Here is a 20,065-nt window from a genome sequence, read left to right as displayed (position 1 = left end):
GCGGCTAAAGCATATCAGTCATCCAATGTCAAAGTTGGTTGTGCATTTAAACTTAATGACAGCAGGAATAGCAAGAGTAGAACTACTGTATTTTTCTTGTTTTAAATTTTAATTGCGTTAATAATAAAGTCGGCTACATGGACTTTACAATCCTGTAATAGTTGCGTATAACTTTTTTGATCCACATTTAGTAGCGCCATCAACGAGGGTTCCCCTAGGAATGGAAATAGGTTTAATGCTATAATGTTTATGAATAATTGCTTGGCTTTGATAGGTTTTATTACCCCTTCTTTGATCGCATCGGTCACTTGCTATTTGAATTGGTCTATAGTTGGAAAATTTTCCTGTGAACGGAGTTTCATGACAAATTCGGGATTTTTATTTAACTCTTGAATAACAAAATTGGGTAAATACGGATGTTTGATTACATATGGATATAGCTATCTGTAAATTTTGTTTTTTTTTTCAAATAAATCACTGTCATCTTTCAATACTTTATTCAGTTGTGTGGCCAATAAAGAGAAGTCACTTTTGAAAACTGCTTCAAATAGTAGTTGCTTGCTTCTATAGTAAAAATGCAATAAGGCTTTGTTGATTTTAGCTTTATCTGCAATTTCTTGCATTCTAGCTCCATCCATTCTTTTTGTTGAAATATTTCTTTGGCGGCATTTAATATTTCTATTTCCGTATTTTCTAATTTTTATTTGGTCATCTTATTTAATTAAATGGTTTAACCATTTGGTTAACAAGTATTAGAAATTATATTACTTTACTGATTGATTTTCTGTAACTATTTATTGATTAGTGTGATAATGAGGTGTAAAGCAACTTTTCTAGTAGGTTTATTTTACTTCTCTTATTAAGTATAAAGGGATAGGACATGGATTTTTAGAGAAGGGTTCCATTTTTTACGTACATGAAAATCTAATTCATTCCAAGATTGTGTTACTGCTCTAACAAAAAATTATTGACATTCGTTAACCTTAGCTTAAACTCTCTTTGACCTCAAGCAACTTAAAATAGGTTTCATTTGTTGCAACTACAAAATAATGAAAACAACACTTTTAAAATTATCGGATCTGGAGCTGCAAAAACGGTTAGAAATCCAAGACCAAGTGGCTTTTGAAATACTGTTCGATCGGTATTGGAAAAGATTGTATTCCTACGCTTTTAAAATTTATAAAGAAGAGGCTATTTGCGAAGATATTGTTCAAGAGATTTTTATTAGTCTTTGGGAAAAATCGAAAAGTACATCTATTACGAATTTAGAAGGCTATTTGCTTAGAGCTGTAAAAAACAAAGTTGCGAACCACATACGGGATTTGAAGTTTGATAACAGGCATCTTGAAATACTCGAAAACATTCCAAATCCTTCTAGATCAGATAAACATTTAGTTTATAAAGAATTTGAAGCTAATGTATTTCGAGAAATAAAAAAACTTCCTCCCAGAAGTCAGGAAGTAATAATTTTAAGTCGATTAGAGAATTACACCAATATTGAAATTGCCTTGAGGCTAAATATATCCGTACGCACTGTAGAAAAACATATTAGCGATGGCTTAAGGTTGCTTAAAAAATCTATCGATCCATACCAATTCTCGGTATTTATTACAGGAATGTTGCTGCAATGTTAACCCAAATAAACCCAAGTTAACAAATCTTTAAGACTCGATTTTCTACTACGTAAAATGAGCTTTAAATGGGACTTATAGTAAAAGATCCATTTTGCAAAAAGAAGACTTCATATCATTTGCTCAAAAATACGCTCAAAATAAATGTTCTTTATCCGAAAAAGAAGCAGTAGAAATCTTTTTTCAAAAACGGATAGAAGAGGAAGAAAATACTACTATCCTCTTTTCAGAAGAAAAAAGGAAGGTAATACTCGATCGTATTAATGCTAAAATAAGTAAACCAAAAGGAGTACTTCGCGCTTTATATTTTAAAACAGCTACAATCGCAGCAATTGGAATTGCCCTAATTGGAATGGTATTCTTATTCAATCCAGGGCAAAATCATCGAACAATAATTCAAAGTACTGCTAAAGGGGAGCAAAAAACACTCCTTTTGCCTGACGGTAGCCAAATACTATTAAATGCAAATAGTAGCCTAAGTTATTCCTCGGACTTTAAAACCAATAGAAATATAATCCTTAGTGGGGAAGCTTATTTTAAAGTAGTAAAAAATCCTAATCGTCCTTTTATTGTCAAATCAGAACAGTTTGAAACTAAAGTAGTAGGAACGTCTTTTACGATTAAAGCCTATAAAAATCAGTCTAACCAAATAAAGGTTCTCACCGGAATAGTAGAAGTGAATTCGACAGAAAATACCTATTGGAAATTTATTCTTACCAAAAATCAGCAACTTAAATTCTCAAAATCAATGCTTCCCGTGCAGTCATTTGCTACAAATGAAGATTTTTTGGCTTGGACCAAAAATACTTTAATCTTCACAAATTCAACCTTAGGTGAAGCCGCAGAAACTTTAGAAAATAAATTTAATGTTTCTATAATTTTTGATTCTCATGATTTGCGAGAACTTCGAATCACTGGAAAATTCAAAAAAGAAAATTTAAATAATATTTTGCAAAGTATCGCAGTAGTAAAACAACTTGAAATAGAATTTATAACCCAAAACCAAATTTATATAAGAGAAAAAAACAAGAACGACATTCAAAACTAAAAATAATACCAAATAAGAGGGTTACTCTTTGAATATACGAAAAATATTAAAAAAATATTGCAATGAATTTTAAAAACCAATTTCTTATTCCCTTGAAATTAACAAAATATATTTATCTGTTAGGCTGCTTCTTTTTATTTCATGGAGTTAACGCAGCTTCATTTATTTCTGGTGGAGAAGAAGAAAATTTATCTCTTGATGTAAGAGAAGTTAAAATCACAGAAGTTTTTGACATGATAGAAAAGAAAACGAAGTGTACTTTCCTTTTTGACGAAAAAATTTCATCTTCAACACAGCGTTTAACTTTAGTGGTAAACAAAGAAACTTTGGACGTAATTTTAAATAAGATAACCCGTAAAACAGGTTTTAAATTTCATAAAATTAATAATATAATTTCAGTAACTAAGCCTATTCTCACTCAGCAAGTAATTAATGGGAAAGTGAGTGATGTTAATGGTTTATCATTACCTGGAGCGACAGTTCTTGAAAAAGGAACAACGAATAGTACAACTACAGATTTTGATGGGAATTTTAATCTTATCATCTCTAATCCTCTAGCTGTTTTATCAGTTTCATACATTGGTTATGACACCAAGGAAATTTCACTAAAAAATGGTAGTTTTCAACAAATTACATTAATTGAAAATTTAAATATTCTTAGTGAAGTAGTCGTTACGGCTTTAGGAATTAAAAGACAGGAAAAACAATTGGGTTTTTCACAGCAAACAATTAGCGGTGATAACCTAGCTCAGACCGCTCCTAACAATTGGTCTTCGGGATTAAAAGGAAAAGTAGCCGGTTTAAATTTTGTTTCATCCGGTTCTGGCCCTTTAAACTCCCAACAAATAACATTGAGAGGAAGTAATTCCCTAAATCCAAATGGTAATAATGCTTTAATTGTAGTGGATGGTGTCCCTATGAATAGTAAAATAACCAGTTCAGGTTCTAGTAGTGCTTACATGGGTAATGATTCTCCCGTAGATTTTGGTAACGGTATTTCAGACCTGAATATGGATGATATCGAAAGTGTAACGGTGTTAAAAGGCCCCGGAGCAACAGCACTTTACGGAAGTCGTGCCGCAAATGGAGCATTAATCATTACTACAAAATCTGGTAAAACAAGTAAAGGGCTTGGTATTACCTACAACTCAGGAGTCACTTTTGATGTTATTCAACGTTGGCCGGATTATCAATATGAATATGGACAAGGCACTGGCAAATCATTTGATAAAAACAAAAATCCTTATTATTCCTACGGTAGTTCAGTAGATGGAAGTAATACGGGTTCTACTAGTAGCGCTTGGGGTCCCAAATTTGAAGGTCAATATTATTTTCAATATGATCCAAAAACAGAAATGCAAGGGACTGAAAGGACACTTTGGCAACCCTATAAAAATAATATTAAAGATTTCTGGCGTACTGGAATTACTATAAACAATAATATTACGCTTCAGGGTGGTGATAAAAATGGATCCATGCGAATGTCAGTTGGTCATTCTAAAAATGAATGGATTATGCCTAATACTGGATTTGAAAGAATTACAGCTTCAGTAAATGCAGACTATAAAATTTCTGATAGAATCAAAATTGCTTCGGTAATTAACTACAACAATAGATCGAGTGATAATTTACCAAGTACTGGATATAACAACGGATCTATTGCTTACTTTACAATTTTTCAAAACCCAAATGCTGATCTTAATTGGTACAAACCTATTTGGGAAAAAGGAAAAACCCAGATTCAGCAACTTCAGCCTTTTAGTAGTTATATTGATAATCCTTATCTTATTGCTAATGAAGCTACTAATTCATTAGCAAGCAATCAAATAGTAGGAAATTTGAATGCTACTATCCAGTTGACTCCTAATTTAGATCTTTTAATTAGAACCGCTTTAAATACCTATCATCAGGATCGGGAACAAAAAAGACCGTACAGTATCAATCGCTATGTAAAAGGGTTTTTTAGAGCCCAAGATGTGTTCATGCAGGAAGTAAATTCTGATTTTTTATTGAACTATAAAAACAAGCTGTCGGATCATTTTTCTCTTTCGGTTTCAGCTGGGGGAAATGCAATGAGTTATAAATACCAGAGGATGGATGCTGAAGTTGAAGGATTAGTGGTTCCCAATGTTTATAAATTGTCAAATGGTGTCAGTAATCCAATTGTAAGTGTAAATGACAGTTATAAAAAAGTAAACAGTCTGTATGGAATTCTTTCCTTATCTTTTAAAGATCAGGTTTTTTTGGATCTAACAGGAAGAAATGATTGGTCCAGTACTTTACCAGTACAAAACAATTCTTTCTTTTACCCTTCGCTGAATACTAGTTTCATTATTTCTGATATTTTCCATTTTCCAAAATCTTTTGAGTATTTAAAATACCGATTATCCCTAGCTCAGGTTGGTAATGACACGGATCCTTACAGAACCAGTAAATATTACGATCAATCTGCCTTTGCGAGTTCAGCAGTAGCTCCATCTACCTTATTTAATGCCACCTTTAAACCGGAAATAACGACTAGTTTTGAAACGGGCTTTGAAGGTCGATTATTCAAAAACCGTATTAATTTTGACGCAACTGTTTATCAGTCTACAACTAAAAATCAGATTATCGCGGTGCCCTTAGACATAACCACTGGATACAGTTCAGGGATTATGAATTCCGGCGAAGTGCGAAACCGTGGGATGGAATTAACTCTTACGGGTAAAATTATAGATCTTACTAAATTTAAATGGTCTTCAACTTTAACTTGGTCTAAAAACTGGAATCGCGTCATGGAACTTGCCGAGGGAATTCAGGGTCAACAAACCATAGGATCAGCAGGATCAGCTTCTTTAATTGCTAAAGTGGGTGGAACAACTACAGCACTTTACGGGTATGGTTTTGTAAGATCTCCAGATGGACAAATCGTATATGATAATGCAGGTTTGCCAGCTTATCCAGATGAAATTCAATATATAGGAGATGCAAATGCCAATTGGAAAGCAGGATTATACAACAGCTTTAAATTTGGAAATTTAAGCTTAAATGTTATGCTTGACGGTCAACTCGGAGGAATAGTTTATTCTCAAACCCATCATAAACTAACCGAAATGGGAAAAATAATGTCAACAATGAAAGGCCGTGAGGAAGGTGTAATTATAGGCGAAGGTGTTGTTTTAAATCCAGACAATACATATTCTCCTAATACGAAAGAAGCGCTAACACCAGACTGGTATAGTCGTTATTATCGCAGAGCGAACGTCGAATCTAATTCTTTTGATGCCTCTTTCGTGAAATTGAGAGAAGTAAGTCTACAATACAAATTCTCTTCATACTGGTTGAAAAACAGTGGTATTACAAGTTTAGATTTTGCCATTTTTGGAAGAGACTTGGCTGTTGTTTCTGATTTCCCTGTTTTTGATCCTGAAACCGCAGCCTTAAATGGAGATACTCTTTTACCAGGTATCGAAATAGGGCAAATGCCTTCTCCAGCCAGTTATGGTTTTAATTTAAAAGTGAATTTCTAAACTCCTATTTAATGATGAAAAAGATAAAAATTTTTACTGCAATTTTAGCAATGATACTGCTAAATATGGGCTGTACAGGCGATTTTAGTGAACTCAATGAGGATCCAAATCGTATTGCTGAAATAAGTCCAGGAACTTTAATTAATCCTATAATTTATGGTTTGGCCACACACAATGCCAACCGAAGTGCAAGTGTGACTTTTAATTTAATGCAAGTTTCACTGCCGTTTCCAAGTGTTTCTGGTGGCTTACATCGCTATGATTTAAGTCAAGAAATTGGTGCTTCGTCTTGGAATAATTATTACAAATGGCTCAATAACATTAAAGAAATGAAAATAGCCGCCATTCGAGCAGAAGATCCTAATTATGAAGCGATTGCCTTGACTTTAAATGCTTGGGTTTATGCTAATTTAACAGATATTTTTGGACCAGTACCCATGACCGAGGCGGTAAGCGGGGAAGAAGGCAATCTCTATCCTGCATTTGATTCTCAGGAGCAGATATACAAAACTATTTTAGCAGATTTAGAGAGAGCCAATACGCTTTATAAAACTAGTTCTCCAATGGTTTATGCCAGTGATATTCTCTTTCAAAATGATGTTAAAAAATGGAGAAAATTCACTAATTCGCTTCAGATGCGCTTGTTGTTGCGAATATCCAATCGTTCAGAAACCAATGCTTTTCAAAAATTAGCAACCATGATTCAAAATCCAATACTGTATCCTGTTTTTGAAAATACCGCTGAATCTGCAATTTTGAAAGTTACAGGAGCTACCCCTAATGTTTCACCTTGGGGAAGACCTCAGGATTTTAGCTTAAATGTCAAAATAGCCTCTTTTTTTATTGACAACTTAAATACTATGTCAGATCCTAGAAGGCCAATTATTGCTGGTGTTGCAACAGATATGAATACTGTTTCGATAGGATATAAAGGAATTCCCAGCGCTTATGTTGGCGCCGAATCTCAATTTGCTTACAATGCTTCGACGTTTAATTCAGCTCAAATCACCAATCCAATGAATATTTTCTTGTTTACTTATGCAGAGGTAGAATTTATAAAAGCCGAAACTGCTCAAAGAGGATTCACAACGGAGGCTGAATTACATTATAAAAAAGGAGTTCAAGCTGCAATGGAACAATTAGGAGTTACCATTACAACAACTTATTTTGATAGTCAACTGGCAACTTATGATGGTACTTTGGAAAGAATAATGCTTCAAAAATATTACGCACTATATTTTATTGATTACCAACAATGGTTTGAATACCGAAGAACCGGGTTTCCGATACTTCCAAAAACTACTGCGATGGAAAATAATGCAATAATGCCATCCCGTTTTTTCTATCCAACCAGCATTCAAATTAACAACCAACAAAATTATCTTAAAGCTGTCGAAATCTTAGGTACAGATGATGTTAACACTAAAGTTTGGTGGGATAAATAAATCTTAATTAAAATAAAAAATCATGAAAAAAGTATTTTTACCCTTTTGTGCCCTTCTTTTCTCCATTCCTTTTATGGCACAAACTAATGTTGAGGGCTTTGTTTTTGAGGACCACAATAAGAATAATAAAATGGATCGCAATGAAAAAGGAATTTCTAATGTGGCCGTAACTAATGGCCTTGACGTTGTCCTCACGAATAAAGATGGCAAATACAATCTACCTATTAACGATGATGCCATTATAGCTGTAATAAAACCAGCGAATTATAAAGTGGGTGTTGATGAAAATAATCTTCCACAGTTTTTTTACAATCACAAGCCTAATGGTTCTCCAAAATTAAAATATAAAGGGGTCGATCCAACAGGAAAACTGCCAAAATCAGTTAATTTCGGATTAATTCCGCAACAAGAAAATGATGCATTTACAGCCTTAATTTTTGGTGATCCACAACCATATACTCAAGCGGAAGTCGATTTTTTTGCGAAAGGTATTGTAACCGAAGTTGCAGGTATAAAAAATGTTCCGTTCGGCTTAAGTTTAGGTGACTTAGTTGGAAATGACCTTGCTTTATTTAATCCATATATAAAAGCGGTAAAAGCAGCAGGAATTCCGTGGTATAATTTACTGGGGAATCATGATCTTAATTTTGATGCCACATCAAATGAAATGGCCGATGAGACTTATGAAGCACATTTTGGCCCAGCCAACTATACCTTCAATTACGGAAAAGTACATTTTATCATATTAGATAATGTGCTTTATCCTGACCCAAGAAATCAAAAAGGATATTGGGGCGGTTTCACAGCAAACCAACTACAATTTATTGAAAACGATTTGAAACTTGTTCCAAAAGATCATTTAATAGTCTTAGCTTTTCACATTCCTTTAAGCGAAACCGAAGGTGATTCGTTCAGAGATGCTGACCGGGATCAGTTATTTAGACTTTTAAAAGATTTTCCAAATACACTTTCTTTGTCGGCCCATACCCATATTCAACGTCAGGATTACTTTGGCAAAAAGGAAGGCTGGCTACAGGAAAAACCACATCATCATTATAATGTAGGAACGACCTCTGGAGATTGGTATTCAGGGAAACTCAATCAGCAAGGCGTTCCGGTTTCAACCATGCGTGATGGAACACCTAAAGGATATGCTTTTATTAATTTTAAAGGAAATCAATACAACATCGATTATAAAGTAGCGGGCAAACCCAAAACCTATCAAATGGAAGTTTTTGCTCCAAAAGTTATTGAAAAAGGACGTTCTACTAAATCTGGTATTTATGTGAATTTCTTTATGGGAAGTAAAAATGACAGCTTACACTATCGTATCGACCAAGGCCAATGGATCGCCTTGGAGTATGTTGAAGAAATTGATCCTGCTTATGCAATTGACGTTTATGAATGGGATCTTATCGAAGAATTAATTCCAGGAAGGCGCTCGTCAAACCCTATCGATAGTAAACATCTTTGGAGAGGGAAAATCCAAACTAATCTAGAAATTGGAGAACATCAAGTTGAAATAAAAGCAATAGATCAATTTGGAAAAATACATAGTGGAGGAACTTCTTACCGCTTAGAAAATAAAAAATAAAACTGTAATCAGTTTTTATTGGCTTGGCTTACCGATGATTTTAATCTAGGTAAGCCTTTTTTTATACAAATCAGTTTCAGAACTGTCGTCCTGCTATCAATTAATTATGATTTTGTCATTCTTTTATTATTTCACGCAATGTCGCACTCTATTTTTGAAGCTCGTTCATAACTCCTGACGATTCCTTTTTATTCCCAACATATAAATTCCTAATTTGCGGCTTCAAATTAGTAGTATATAATGAAGGTCTGTATTGCCGAAAAACCAAGTGTAGCGCGCGAAATCGCATCCGTATTAGGAGCTAATACCAAACATGACGGGTATTACGAAGGCAACGGCTATGTTGTGACGTATACTTTTGGTCATTTATGCACCTTAAAAGAACCAAATGATTATAAACCGCATTGGAAAAGTTGGGATTTGAATAATTTACCTATGCTTCCCGAAAAATTTGAAACTAAAGTAGTGGAGAATTCCGGTATTCAAAAGCAATTTAAAATTATAAAAAGTTTATTTGACAAAGCAGAGTTGGTCATCAACTGTGGGGATGCAGGTCAAGAAGGAGAATTGATACAGCGATGGGTGATGAATGAAGCCAATTATAAAGGCGAAGTGAAACGCTTATGGATTTCTTCATTAACTACCGAAGCAATCAGGGAGGGTTTTGAAAACTTAAAGCCATCATCCAACTATGATAATTTGTACTATGCGGGATTTTCTAGAGCCATTGGCGACTGGTTATTGGGTATGAATGCGACCCGTTTGTACACCGTAAAACATGGCGGGTACAAACAAGTATTGTCTATTGGAAGGGTACAAACCCCTACATTAGCTATGGTAGTGGATCGTTTTAAGGAAATTGAAAATTTTAAACCGCAACCGTATTGGGAGCTGCAGACTTTATATAGAGAGACGCTTTTTAGTTATGAAGAAGGACGTTTTTTAAAAAAGGAAGACGGAGAGATTTTAGCCAATAAAGTCAAGGAAAGCGATTTTGAAATTGTCTCTATCGAAAAAAAGAAAGGAAATGAATTTGCTCCAAAACTTTTTGATTTAACGGGTTTACAAGTGTATTGCAATACTAAGTTTGGGTTTACTGCAGATGAAACGTTGAAAATTGCTCAAACTTTGTACGAGCAAAAAGTTGTCACGTACCCCAGAGTCGATACTACTTTTTTACCCAATGATGTGTACCCAAAAGTAGCTGGTATTCTTCAAAAGCTAACCAATTATTCTGCGTTAACGGAACCGCTATTAGGAAAAAAGATTATAAAATCTACTAAAGTTTTTAACGATAAAAAAGTAACGGATCACCATGCGATTATTCCAACGGGGATTCAAACCAATTTACAATACAATCAGCAACAGGTTTATGATATTATTACTAAACGGTTCATTGCCGTTTTTTATGATGATTGTTTGGTAGCCAATACCACCGTAATAGGAAAAGCAGCCGATGTAGCTTTTAAAACTACAGGAAAAGAAATCTTAAAAAAAGGATGGCGTGTTGTTTTTGAAGATCCGAATGCAAAAGAAAAAGAAGCCGATCTATTGCCAAGTTTTGTTGAAGGCGAAAAGGGACCGCACCAGCCGTCGTTTTTAGAAAAGGAAACTAAACCACCCAATCAGTTTACAGAAGCAACCTTGCTACGTGCCATGGAAACGGCAGGAAAACAAGTAGATGATGAAGATTTACGCGAATTGATGAAAGAAAATGGAATAGGACGACCATCAACACGCGCTAATATTATTGAGACGCTTTTTAAACGCCAATATATTGTTAGAAATAAAAAACAGGTATTGCCAACGCCAACAGGGATTAGACTGATTGATACCATTCAAAATGATTTAGTAAAATCAGCTGAGTTGACGGGTTCTTGGGAAAAGCAATTGAAAGATATTGAGAAAGGTACGTATAGCGCTGCTGGATTTATCAACAACATGAAACGTATGGTAGAAGCTTTAGTCTATGAAGTACGAAGTGAAACCACGCGTGCCAATATTTCGCATGCCAGTAGTGTCCAAAAAGAAGTCGTTAAAATAGAGCAAAAGAAATTAGCGGGAATTTTAGCAGCAACTTGTCCAAAATGTAAAAATGCAACGCTCATCAAAGGAAAATCGGCCTATGGATGTGGCGATTACAAAGCGGGTTGTACGTTTTTATTGCCGTATAGTTTTGCAGAGAAAAAAATATCCGAGAATCAATATTTGCGATTACTACAAAAAGGATCTACTGTAAATTTGAAAGACTTTAAAACGAATGCCGGCGCTGTAGAGGGTTTGCTACGTTTTGACGAAAATTTCCAACTCAAATTAGAACCTAAGAAAGCTTTGGCGAAAGCCATACCAGACGAATTAATCTGTCCAAAATGCCAAAGTGGAACGGTTATTAAAGGAAAAACGGCTTATGGATGTAGCCACTATAAATCGGGCTGTGATTTCAAAGTGACTTTTGATGTGGTTAGAGAAAAATTGAAAAATAAAAAACCTACTAAAGAACTAGTTTATACTATTTTAAACGAAAGTGTTTAATACCAATTAAGGATTTGTAATACTTGTTTTGTGTTTTTATAGTACTGTTTTTTCCTTAATTTCTGGTTTTTATTAAGTTGCAATTTCCAATTTAAATTTTCCAAATCAAAATTCTTTAAGTGCCTAATTTCTTGCTGTTGATGAGGTTTTCTTCCTGATAAGATGAGAACTAAAAGCACTAAAGAATAGCTTTACCAAATAAAATAAAATCTAAAATAACTACCGAAGTTGCCTTATTAGGGAGTTGTTTTAGAGATTATACTTCCTTTAAATCATTGCCCATTTTATATCGTGGCAAATGAATCTCATGCGCTCTAGGATATGGTTCGCGATTGGTACTACTCACATCTTCCCGCATGCGTTGTTGGGTCAGGAACTGATGATCTTTAGCATCCGAATATCTCGGGTCTGGTACAAAAGGCATCTTGGCCATTTTCAGAATTGTCAGCGTCGGAAAATGATAATCGACCTCAACCGTGCCCAAGAGCAAGTAACATCCGCCACCTTGAAACGGATACTGCAGTAAATTATCAGGAAAGTGGGTCGTATCAAAATAAGTGCCTTCAAAATCGACCCAAGTACCAAAATACATCGTGCCTCTAATCGTGGGAACTTGTTTTCTCGAAATCAGATAGGCCAACATTCGAACTTGCTTTTTGTGATGTTGCAGTAAATGTTGCGCCATAACATCACCTCTAAACGTGCTTTGCAACAAATCGAAAGGCGTAAACGAAATCGGAAAGCCCAACAATTCGATTTCATCAAAAGCATCTTCAAATCGGGAACGTTCTAATTGAGGCAATTGATATTCCTTAACCGATTCCTGCAACAACAACATTTGATGATCGGATGGAGCCGAATGAAACAGTAAACTCGCCAAGATCAACAGTTGATTTTTGGTTTTGCCCGTTTCCCTAAAAGCGCCTATAAAAATTAATAGTTTAAGACTTTCTAAACCAATTGTAACCCGATTGCAAAAATCCTCTAAAGAAAAATAGTCGCCATTACGTTCTCGTTCTTTCACGATTGCTTCCGCTAGTTTTACGGGCAATCCTTGCAAATGCATAAATCCTAAATAAACAGCTTCACCATATAAAGTAGTCGTAAATTCACTTTTATTCACACACGGATTGTGTATGCTTGCACCCGCCATTCTCGCTTCATGCACATAGACTTCGGTCCTATAAAAACCACCTTGGTTGTTGATGACCGCCACCATAAACTCAATGGGATAATACACTTTTAGATACAAACTCTGGTAACTTTCTACCGCGTACGAGGCCGAATGTGCTTTACAAAACGAATAGCCTGCAAATGATTCGATCTGTCGGTAAATTTCTTGACTCAGTGTTTCGGTATGTCCTTGTTTGGCACAACTCACAAAAAAATCATCTTTCACTTTTTGCAAAGCAGCTAAGGAACGCCCTTTGCCACTCATCGCTCTGCGCAAAATATCACCGTCAGCAGCGGGTAGTCCTCCAAAATGCAATGCAATTTTAATCACATCTTCCTGATAAACCATAATGCCGTAGGTTTCGCCTAATTGTTCTTCGAAAACTTTATGGAAATACTCAAATTGATTGGGATGGTTGTGCCTGAAAATATATTCTTTCATCATTCCAGATTTCGCAACACCTGGCCGAATGATTGAAGAAGCGGCTACCAAAGTTTTGTAGTTATCACATTTCAATCGACGCAACAAACCGCGCATCGCCGGACTTTCGATATAAAAACAGCCTATAGTGTTGCCTTTAGCTAAATACGTATTGGCTTTGGCTTCATTTTTAGAAATACTCGTATCCCGAATATTAATCCGAATGCCTCTGTTTTTAGCAACCAGTTTAACGGTGTCGTCAATATGACCAATACCACGTTGACTCAGAATATCAAACTTCTCGAAACCAATAGACTCGGCTACGTGCATGTCGAAAAGCACGATGGGAAAACCTTTTGGGGGCATTTCTAAAGGCGTGTAATTCGTGATGGGTTCTTCGGAAATGATGATTCCACAGGAATGCATGCTCCGTTGGTTGGGGTATTTTTCTAATAACATACCGTATTCCTGCACTTCTCTGACCACGCTATTGCTTTGTTGCAACCGCATCGGGTTTTTGGCTAGATGATCCAGTTCTTCTTTGGGTAAACCAAAAACTTTCCCTACTTCCCTGAAGATGGATCGGTACTTGAATTCGACATTGGTACCACAAAAAGCTACATTTTCATACCCATATCGGTTGAAAATATATTCTAAAATGACATCGCGTTCTTGCCAACTCCAGTCAATATCAAAGTCGGGCGGACTTTTGCGATTTTCATTCAGAAAACGCTCAAAATACAAATCGAGTTCTATCGGGCAGATATCCGTAATTCCCAAACAATACGCGATGATCGAGTTGGCTCCACTTCCTCTACCAATATGTAAAAAACCACGGCTATTACTGTACCTGATAATGTCCCAAGTGATTAAAAAATAGCCGCTAAACTGCAACTCATCTATCACTTTCAATTCTTTTTGGACTCTAGCCAAAGCGGCTGCATGATCTTTTCCGTACCGCCAGTGCATCCCTTGATGGGCTAAAGTGGTCAACAACGCAATATCACTTTCCTGAGAAGTAGTGTAGTATTTTTTGTTTTTGGGCGATTCAAAATCAAATTGAAAATCGCAACTGTCTATAACGGCTTGCGTATTGGCTATAATTTGCGGATACTCTTTGTAGGCAGCAAGCAAACGCTCTTCTGAAACCATCACTTCATAAGGCGTAGCGATATCCGAATCGCCGAGTTTAGACAACAAAATATTGTTATCAATCGCGCGTAAAATTTTATGAAGTTGGTATTCTTTTTTGGTTCGAAAAGTAACCGGTTGCAGCATCACCATTTTATCAAGACTGCCTTTATATCCAAAAAGTTTTCCCACTTCTTCAGGGCGAATCCCAATGTATTCGTTCGGTTTTAATTCCGTTGGCGCATTGGCGAAAGCGTAAATAATCACAACCGATTCAAATTCGGGCGCTACTTTTGGCAAAGGAATTTCCTTAAAATTATGATGGGTCAAAAACCGATTCATGGCCGCGAGTCCGCTAGTATTTTTGGCTAGACCGATATACCGAAAGTCATTTCCCGAACGAAAATCGATGCCTACCAAAGGTTTAATAGCTACATTTTTGCACGCCGTTATAAAATCGTAAATCCCCGTCACCGTATTAATATCCGTGAGTGCCATAGCCGTAACCCCAGAGCGAACTGCTTTATCAATCAGGTCGTCCAGTGGAATCGTGCCGTAACGCAACGAATGATAGGAATGGCAATTTAAATACATAGTAGTGCTAAATTTTAATAATTAATTTTTATTGATAATTTTTCGCCAAGTTGACTACTTTTCTCCCGAATCATCGGAAATAAAAGTGTATCGATAACAAGAAAAATTTATTAAAATGGTTCTCGATACATTTTTTGTTCCGTTTTACTTCACAAAAAACACTCGAACTGACGAATTTTTTTAATCACACCCAACGATTTGAATATTAAACAAATAGGTCAGTTCGAGCGGAGTCGAGAACTTCTCACTTCTTACGAATCAATCCTCACTTCACCCGTTTCAAAATAACATCCTTCCTATTAGGCTTCATAGCGGCACCAGCACAACGCATTACCGCATCAAAACCATAGCGGCTTTTCATTTTATCCATAGCGGCATAAAGCGAGAGCATTTCTTGCGTATCTTCAAAAAGATCCATCTGATAAGTACCCCGAACCAAACCGCTAAAACGAACACCCACCAAACGCAACCGCATTCGGCGTTGGTACAGCACATCAAAGAGGCTGAGTACTTTTTGCGTAAGCAAATGATCCGCTGAGGTGTAGGCAATCTTGCATTGCTTGGTTTCCGTATCAAAATTAGCATACCTGATTTTCACGACGACTGTTGAGGTCAACCACTCTTCGGAACGCAATTGAAACGCTAGTTTTTCAACCATACCGCACAAAATTGATTTGAGGTGCGCAATATCAATAGTGTCTTGTACAAAAGTGTGTTCGGTGGCAATCGACTTGCGTTCCGTGTACGGTTCTACTGGGTTATTATCGATACCATTGGCTTTTTTCCAAATCTCGACACCATTTTTACCAATCATGCGCTGCAAGACTTCGGCAGGCATTTCGGAGAGAGTTTGTATGGTTCGAATACCGATTCGGGATAAAGTTTGAAACGTCACATCGCCCACCATGGGGATTTTCTGAATCGATAACGGATTCAAAAAAGTACGCACTTGATCTTCGGGGATGTCCAAATGTCCTTTGGGTTTGCCTTCGCCCGTGCCAATTTTAGAAACGGTTTTGTTAATCGACAAAGCAAAACTGATGGGTAATCCGGTTTCTTTTACTACCCGATCGGCCAATTCATTCGTCCATTGGTAACAACCATAAAAACGATCCATGCCGGTGATATCTAGGTAAAATTCATCGATACTCGCCTTTTCCATGATAGGTGCTTTTTCCTGAATCACTTCGGTGACGGTATGCGACAATTTCGAGTAGCGTTCCATATCGCCTTTGATTACTTTGGCTTGCGGACAAAGTTTAAGCGCCATCGAAGTGGGCATTGCCGAACGGACTCCAAAACGCCGCGCTTCATACGAACAGGAAGCCACAACACCCCGATCACCACCGCCAATAATCAACGGAATCCCTTCCAGTTTCGAGTTGTTCAAGCGTTCGCAGGAAACAAAAAAAGTATCCAAATCCATATGTACAATTGCACGTGCCATTTCATTTCTTTTTAGAGGACAAAATTAGCACAGATACTAACATTTTTTAGTATATTTGTTGTTCCAAATTATAACAAATTCAGTATGTCCTTATTTTCAGACAATATCAGAGCCTTGCGTGTAAAACACAAAATCTCACAGGAAAAAGTAGCCGAAAGCCTTATTATTACTAGGGGTCGCTATGTAAAGTACGAAGATGGAACTTCGGAAGCACCTTATGAAATTCTCAAGAAAATAGGGCAATATTACCAAATCAGTATTGATTTATTACTGTCTGTTGATGTTCGGAAAATTGAGGTCACTGATTTGTTAAAACTCGAAAATAACCGACTCATTTTACCCATTCAAGTAGATCAAATGGGCGAAAACCGCATTGAAGTAGTAACCCAAAAAGTGAAAGCAGGATACTTAAATGGCTATGCCGATCCCGAATATATCGAACAATTGCAACAAATATCCTTACCGTTTTTAGGCGTGGGCAAATACCGTGGCTTCCCTGTCGAAGGGGATTCGATGCCACCGCATCAAGATGGCGATATTATTGTGGGACGTTACGTAGAAGGTTTGGGTGAAGTTTTAGATGGGAAAACGTATATTTTCATTACCAGAAGTGAAGGAATGGTATACAAACGACTCAATAAAAACAACAAAAATGCCTTGGTACTAGCATCAGATAATTATTTCTATCCACCATACGAAGTCAAAGCGTCCCATATTCTTGAAATTTGGGAATACCAGTGCAGCATTGCCAGAAGCGACAAACGGACAGAAGCGCTGGAAAGTGATACGATCAAAAACATGTTTGTTGAATTAAAGAAAGATCTAGCTGAGGTAAAAAACAGCATTGGTTTAACGAATTAACAACTAAATATTTGAGATTGATAGTGTCACTTCGAGCGCAGTCGAGAAGCATTACTCAAGATAAAAGTTATATTTCAATCTCAATCAAAATACTGTCACTTCAAGCGCAGTCGAGAAGCATTACTCAAGATAAAAGTTATAATTCAATTTCAATTAAAATACTGTCACTTCGAGCGCAGTCGAGAAGCATTACTTAACATAAAAGTTATAATTCAATTTCAATCAAAATACTGTCACTTCGAGCGCAGTCGAGAAGTCTTCCTTATTATAAAAAATGAAAAAACAAGAATACGCCATAGTAGATATTGAAACCACAGGCGGCAATGCCACACACAGCCGCATTACTGAAATAGCGATTGTCATTCACGATGGCGAAAAAGTAATCGACCGATGGGAGACTTTAGTTAATCCTCAAAAACACATCCCCGACGCTATTTTTGCATTGACAGGTATTACCAATGAAATGGTACGTGAAGCTCCTGTTTTTGATTTAATTTCAGATCAAGTTTTTGAGCTTTTGTCCAATCGAGTATTTGTGGCTCACAACGTGAATTTTGACTATTTCTTTGTTCGTCATGAACTAGAAAGAGCCGGATTAAAGTGGACTGCAAAAAAATTATGTACCGTACGAGCAGCACGAAAAATTAAGCCCGGATTGCCATCGTACAGTTTGGGAAGACTTTGTAGCTCCTTAGACATCGATTTAGAGAACCGTCACCGTGCTGGAGGTGATGCTGATGCAACTGCCATTTTGTTCAGTCGATTATTAGAGTGGGATTCTGAAAAAGTAATGGATGTCATGATTAAAAAAACATCCCAAGAGCAGCAATTACCGCCCAATTTACCTCGAGAAGATTTTGATCAATTACCAGATAAACCAGGCGTGTATTATTTTTATGATGAACATAAAAAAGTGGTTTACATAGGCAAAGCGGTTAACTTAAAAAAGCGAGTAGCATCGCATTTTGGAGGACATAACATTACACCGCAACGACAACTTTTCTTGCGGGATATCTATTCTATTACGCACGAAGTTTGCGGTACCGAATTGATGGCATTATTACTCGAATGCAGTGAAATAAAACAATTATGGCCCGATCACAATAAAGCATTGAAACGTTTTGAACCAAAATTTGGATTGTTTGAATACGAAGCAAGAAATGGATACCGCTACTTGGCAATAGGAAAACTGGCTAAAAATCAAAATTGTCTGGAAACTTTTGATACCATTTACGCAGGAATAAATTTACTTCAAGAATTAGCCAAACAATTTGAAATTGATCAAAGGTTTTGCAAATACGGTAGCATGTCCGATGGGGTTTTTACAACTCAAAATGATACGGCAGCCTTACCTGAAATACAGGTACATAACGATACAATTCAAGCAGCAATTGATTTTTATTTGAATAGCAGACCCAGTTTTGCGATTATTGACAAAGGAAGAACAACGGATGAACGCAGTTGCATTTGGGTCGAAAACGGACATTTTTTTGGTATGGGTTATCTGGATTCAGACCTAGTAATTACTGATCCATCTCAAGTCAAAGAATACATGACGCCTTATAAAACGAACCAGTACATCATGCAACTCATCTTTTCTTTTGCGCAAAAACATCCTCGAACCGTTCATATTCAGAAAAGGGATGATAATTTTGTGGCGTTTGAGTAATCGTAAAAATTGGTAAACAACAACTTATAGCAATACTAAAAGATAATAACTTAATACTGCCAAAAAGAATTTCGTGGTTTTCCTTATCACTCCAAGTTACCCTTAAATTTAGAAAAGCACTTTACTGAAAAATTAAGGACAAACAGGAATCTACTCCATATAGCAGTAATAAAAAAGTAAACAAAAAAGGGAATTTGTCACATTGGTGTTCGATAGTAATTTAAAATGTCCAATGTTTTCAATCAAACTCCCATAGTAATCAGTATGTTTTCTTTTAATTATTTGATAATGAATAAATTAATTATAAATCGAAATTTAGAATAGTACTCTTGTTTTATAGGGGGCAAAAAATTTTGTACAAAAGATGTGTATGTAAAAACTCTAAAACTGTTATTTTATGCACTTATGAATCTGAATTTAATGGGGATATTTATTAAGCTATAGAAGGTTTTGCTCGATATGGATATAGAAATTATGATAGATTATTCCAAGCATTTAATTTCATAGAACTTAAAGGAAAAAGCAATAGATAATAGATCCCTTAAATTACCGATATAGCAGTAAAATAGCTTTATTTCGCTCCTTTTTTAAGCCTATTAACTGTTATTTGTATAATAATTACCGCTATAGCAGTAAAAATTAGTAGTTTTATTTTAATTACTTGTAGTTTATAGGATATTTGTTTATTTTTACTGTTAAAGCGGTAAAAATGGATAATTTTAATTTAGGTCTCTTCATAAAAGAGCATCGTAAACAAGCAGGTTTGACGCAATTAGAATTGGCTAATCTGGCAGGAGTAGGGAAGACTACCGTTTTTGATATTGAAAAAAATAAAGAAACGGTTAGTTGGATCAATCTTTTATCAGTTCTACATGTATTAAATATTGACGTACAATTTAAAAGTCCAATCAATAAATAATTATGAAATATCCATGATTTAGCAAACGCAAACACCGATGAGTTTTTCGTAACTTAGATGTCCTAAAAAACGACATTATGAAAACAGTTGA

The 20,065-nt window shown here is 35.9% G+C and carries 12 protein-coding genes; 9 read left to right on the top strand and 3 right to left on the bottom strand.

The genetic code is table 11. The features are described 5' to 3' along the window. Window positions 1-440 precede the first annotated feature (440 nt). Complete coding sequence (locus IWX83_RS17285) at window positions 441-638, bottom strand: TetR/AcrR family transcriptional regulator (protein WP_231380026.1); 198 nt, start codon at window positions 636-638, stop codon at window positions 441-443. A 411-nt stretch (window positions 639-1,049) separates the two neighbouring features. Here IWX83_RS17285 and IWX83_RS13605 point away from each other — a divergent pair, with 411 nt between their 5' ends. The 6 genes from IWX83_RS13605 (at window position 1,050) to IWX83_RS13580 (ending at window position 11,759) form a co-directional block, all read left to right on the top strand. Beyond that, window positions 1,050-1,634, top strand: coding sequence for an RNA polymerase sigma factor (locus IWX83_RS13605; RefSeq protein WP_073355283.1), 585 nt, complete (start codon window positions 1,050-1,052; stop codon window positions 1,632-1,634). 91 nt (window positions 1,635-1,725) lie between these two features. Then, window positions 1,726-2,679 carry a FecR family protein gene (locus tag IWX83_RS13600; RefSeq protein WP_196830410.1) on the top strand — a complete coding sequence of 318 codons (954 nt, stop codon included), beginning with the start codon at window positions 1,726-1,728 and terminating at the stop codon, window positions 2,677-2,679. A gap of 62 nt (window positions 2,680-2,741) precedes the next feature. Next, window positions 2,742-6,188, top strand: a complete 3,447-nt coding sequence (locus IWX83_RS13595) for a SusC/RagA family TonB-linked outer membrane protein (protein ID WP_196830408.1) — start codon at window positions 2,742-2,744, stop codon at window positions 6,186-6,188. Between the two features lie 14 nt (window positions 6,189-6,202). After that, window positions 6,203-7,633, top strand: coding sequence for a SusD/RagB family nutrient-binding outer membrane lipoprotein (locus IWX83_RS13590; RefSeq protein WP_196830451.1), 1,431 nt, complete (start codon window positions 6,203-6,205; stop codon window positions 7,631-7,633). A 22-nt stretch (window positions 7,634-7,655) separates the two neighbouring features. Beyond that, window positions 7,656-9,227, top strand: a complete 1,572-nt coding sequence (locus IWX83_RS13585) for a calcineurin-like phosphoesterase family protein (protein ID WP_196830406.1) — start codon at window positions 7,656-7,658, stop codon at window positions 9,225-9,227. 240 nt (window positions 9,228-9,467) lie between these two features. Beyond that, complete coding sequence (locus IWX83_RS13580) at window positions 9,468-11,759, top strand: DNA topoisomerase 3 (RefSeq protein WP_196830404.1); 2,292 nt, start codon at window positions 9,468-9,470, stop codon at window positions 11,757-11,759. Window positions 11,760-12,015: 256 nt separating this feature from the next. Here IWX83_RS13580 and IWX83_RS13575 read toward each other — a convergent pair whose 3' ends face one another. Together IWX83_RS13575 and dinB are read right to left on the bottom strand one after the other, a co-directional pair. Beyond that, the gene (locus IWX83_RS13575; protein ID WP_196830402.1) at window positions 12,016-15,078 is read right to left on the bottom strand and encodes a DNA polymerase III subunit alpha; all 3,063 of its coding nucleotides are present in this window, start codon (window positions 15,076-15,078) and stop codon (window positions 12,016-12,018) included. 265 nt (window positions 15,079-15,343) lie between these two features. Next, a complete protein-coding gene (gene dinB / locus IWX83_RS13570; RefSeq protein ID WP_196830400.1) occupies window positions 15,344-16,525 on the bottom strand; it encodes a DNA polymerase IV in 1,182 nt (393 codons plus the stop codon). An 84-nt stretch (window positions 16,526-16,609) separates the two neighbouring features. Between dinB and IWX83_RS13565 the strand changes: the two genes are divergently transcribed. The 3 genes from IWX83_RS13565 (at window position 16,610) to IWX83_RS13555 (ending at window position 19,974) form a co-directional block, all read left to right on the top strand. Next, a complete protein-coding gene (locus tag IWX83_RS13565) occupies window positions 16,610-17,386 on the top strand; it encodes a LexA family transcriptional regulator (RefSeq protein WP_196830393.1) in 777 nt (258 codons plus the stop codon). Window positions 17,387-17,660: 274 nt separating this feature from the next. Then, window positions 17,661-19,055 carry an exonuclease domain-containing protein gene (locus IWX83_RS13560; protein ID WP_196830391.1) on the top strand — a complete coding sequence of 465 codons (1,395 nt, stop codon included), beginning with the start codon at window positions 17,661-17,663 and terminating at the stop codon, window positions 19,053-19,055. A gap of 709 nt (window positions 19,056-19,764) precedes the next feature. Further along, window positions 19,765-19,974: a helix-turn-helix domain-containing protein gene (locus IWX83_RS13555; protein WP_196830390.1), complete on the top strand. Its 210-nt coding sequence runs from the start codon at window positions 19,765-19,767 to the stop codon at window positions 19,972-19,974. The last annotated feature ends 91 nt before the right edge of the window (window positions 19,975-20,065 follow it).

Source organism: Flavobacterium sp. CG_9.1 (genome assembly GCF_015751645.1).
Lineage (GTDB): Bacteria > Bacteroidota > Bacteroidia > Flavobacteriales > Flavobacteriaceae > Flavobacterium > Flavobacterium xanthum.
This window is presented reverse-complemented; position numbering and strand designations above follow the sequence as displayed.

What these genes read in the sequence shown, in the direction of transcription:
- IWX83_RS17285 (WP_231380026.1), bottom strand. Translation starts at nt 638, where the DNA reads ATGGATGGAGCTAGAATGCAAGAAATTGCAGATAAAGCTAAAATCAAC.
- IWX83_RS13605 (WP_073355283.1), top strand. Translation starts at nt 1,050, where the DNA reads ATGAAAACAACACTTTTAAAATTATCGGATCTGGAGCTGCAAAAACGG.
- IWX83_RS13595 (WP_196830408.1), top strand. Translation starts at nt 2,742, where the DNA reads ATGAATTTTAAAAACCAATTTCTTATTCCCTTGAAATTAACAAAATAT.
- IWX83_RS13590 (WP_196830451.1), top strand. Translation starts at nt 6,203, where the DNA reads ATGAAAAAGATAAAAATTTTTACTGCAATTTTAGCAATGATACTGCTA.
- IWX83_RS13585 (WP_196830406.1), top strand. Translation starts at nt 7,656, where the DNA reads ATGAAAAAAGTATTTTTACCCTTTTGTGCCCTTCTTTTCTCCATTCCT.
- IWX83_RS13580 (WP_196830404.1), top strand. Translation starts at nt 9,468, where the DNA reads ATGAAGGTCTGTATTGCCGAAAAACCAAGTGTAGCGCGCGAAATCGCA.
- IWX83_RS13575 (WP_196830402.1), bottom strand. Translation starts at nt 15,078, where the DNA reads ATGTATTTAAATTGCCATTCCTATCATTCGTTGCGTTACGGCACGATT.
- dinB (WP_196830400.1), bottom strand. Translation starts at nt 16,525, where the DNA reads ATGGCACGTGCAATTGTACATATGGATTTGGATACTTTTTTTGTTTCC.
- IWX83_RS13565 (WP_196830393.1), top strand. Translation starts at nt 16,610, where the DNA reads ATGTCCTTATTTTCAGACAATATCAGAGCCTTGCGTGTAAAACACAAA.
- IWX83_RS13560 (WP_196830391.1), top strand. Translation starts at nt 17,661, where the DNA reads ATGAAAAAACAAGAATACGCCATAGTAGATATTGAAACCACAGGCGGC.
- IWX83_RS13555 (WP_196830390.1), top strand. Translation starts at nt 19,765, where the DNA reads ATGGATAATTTTAATTTAGGTCTCTTCATAAAAGAGCATCGTAAACAA.